This window comes from Kitasatospora sp. NPDC048296 (genome assembly GCF_043201815.1).
GTDB lineage: Bacteria > Actinomycetota > Actinomycetes > Streptomycetales > Streptomycetaceae > Kitasatospora.
The window spans coordinates 1-2,273 of sequence record NZ_JBICZB010000183.1 but is presented as its reverse complement, the minus strand read 5'-3'; the positions used below and the strand labels follow the sequence as shown (position 1 = coordinate 2,273).

The window sequence follows — 2,273 nt, the reverse complement described above, 5'->3', positions numbered from 1 at the left end:
CAGGCGAGGGAGGTGGCGGGCAGGCCGGTGGCCCGGCGGTGCTGGGCGAGGGCGTCGAGGAAGGCGTTGCCGGCCGCGTAGCTGCCCTGACCCGCGTTGCCGAAGATGCCGGCGGCGGAGGAGAAGAGCACGAACGCGGACAGGTCCAGGTCCTTGGTCAGCTCGTGCAGGTTCACGGCCGCGTCCACCTTCGGACGCAGGACCGGGGCGACCCGGTCCGGGGTCAGTGTGGCGACCAGGCCGTCGTCGAGCTGGCCGGCGGTGTGGATGACGGCGGTCAGCGGGTGTTCGGTGGGGACGGTGGCGAGGAGGGCGGCGAGGGTGTCGCGGTCGGCGGCGTCGCAGGCGGCGACGGTCACCGTGGCGCCGAGGCCGGTCAGTTCGGCGTGCAGGTCCTCGGCGCCGGGGGCGGTGAGTCCGCTGCGGCTGGTGAGGAGCAGGTGGCGGATGCCGTGGTCGGTGACGAGGTGGCGGGCGACCAGGCTGCCGAGCGTGCCGGTGGCGCCGGTGATCAGCACCGTCCCGTCGGCGGCGAGGCCACGGGGCATGGTCAGGACGACCTTGCCGACGTGACGGGCCTGGCTCAGGTGACGGAACGCCTCCGGTGCGCGGCGGATGTGCCAGGTGGCCACGGGCAGCGGCGTCAGCACGCCCTGCTCGAAGAGCGCGAGCAGTTCGGTGAGCATCTCCTGGATGCGGTCCGGTCCGGCCTCGGCCAGGTCGAACGCCTGGTAGGCCACGCCTTCGTGAGCGGCGGCGACGGCCTCGGGGTCGCGCTTGTCGGCCTTGCCCATCTCCAGGAAGCGACCGCCGCGGGGCAGCAGCCGCAGCGAGGCGTCGACGAACTCGCGGGCCAGGGAGTCCAGGACGACGTCCATGCCCGCGCCGCCGGTCGCGGCCAGGAACTGCTGCTCGAAGTCCAGCGTGCGGGAGTTGGCGATGTGGGCGTCGTCCAGGCCGGCGGCGCGCAGGGTGTCCCACTTGCCGGGGCTGGCGGTGCCGTACACCTCGGCCCCCCAGTGCCGGGCCAGCTGCGTCGCGGCCATGCCGACGCCACCGGCCGCGGCGTGCACCAGGACCCGCTCACCGGCGCGGAGGCCGGCCAGGTCCCGCAGACCGTAGTAGGCGGTGAGGAAGACAATCGGAACGGACGCGGCCTGTTCGAACGACCAGCCGCTCGGCATCGGGGCGAGCATCCGCCGGTCGTTGACCGCCACCGGGCCGAACGAGCCCGCGAACAGGCCCATCACCCGGTCGCCCGGGGCGAGGTCGGTCACGTCCGACCCCACCTCGATCACCAGACCGGCGGCCTCGCTGCCCATCACGTCCTGGTCGGGCACCATGCCCAGGGCCAGCACGACGTCCCGGAAGTTCAGACCGGCGGCGTGGACCGCGACGCGGACCTCGCCCGGCGCCAGCGGCGCGGTGGCCTGCGGGAACTCGATCAGCTCCAGGGCGTCGAGGGTCCCCTGCCGGCGGACGTCCAGGCGCCACCCGTCGGTGCCCGCGGGCAGCGGAAGGACGTCACCGGACGTCGCGCGGGCCACGCGCGGGGCGAGCAGCCGGCCCGCGCGCAGCGCCAGCTGCGTCTCCCCGCCGACGACCGCGGCGTCCACGGCGGCGGGCAGGACGGACAGCGAGGACTCGTCGCCGTCCAGGTCCAGCAGCGCGAACCGGTCGGGGTTCTCGGACTGGGCCGAGCGCAGCAGGCCCCACACGGACGCGCCCACGAGGTCCGGCACGTCCTCGCCGACCGCGGTCGCCGCCGCACCTCGGGTCACGACCACCAGACGCGAGGCGTCGAGGCGGGCGTCGGCCAGCCAGGCCTGGACGACGGCGAGCACGTCGCACACGGAGGAGTGCACGGCGGCGACGAGACCGTCCGCCGCGTGGACGGGGGCGAGCGGCAGCAGCACCGTCGACGGGACGGCGAGCCCGGCGTCGACGGCCGATCCCAGCTCGGACACGTCGGCGTGACGGGAGGCGCTGATGCCGGCCCGGCCGAGGGAGGCGTGCAGGTCCAGCCCGTCGGTGCCGAGCACGGCCCAGTCCGAGGGCAGCTCCGGGCTCCCGGCCGGTGCGGTCACCGGGGTCCAGTCGAGGCGGAACAGCGAGTCGTCGCTCTCCGGCCGGCCGGCGGTCAGCTGGCCGGAGGTCACCGCGCGCAGCGTGAGGCCCTCGATGGTGGCGACGGGGGTGCCGGTGGTGTCCGCGACGGTGATGGTGACCGTCTCCGGTCCGGCGGCGGTGACGTGGACCCGCAGGGTGGTGGC

General features: G+C 75.3%; 1 protein-coding gene. It reads right to left on the bottom strand.

What is annotated here, in order from left to right; all coding sequences use genetic code 11:
• Positions 1-2,273, bottom strand: a 2,273-nt coding sequence (locus ACGF12_RS38320) for an SDR family NAD(P)-dependent oxidoreductase (RefSeq protein WP_393041201.1), incomplete at both ends; no start/stop codon positions are given.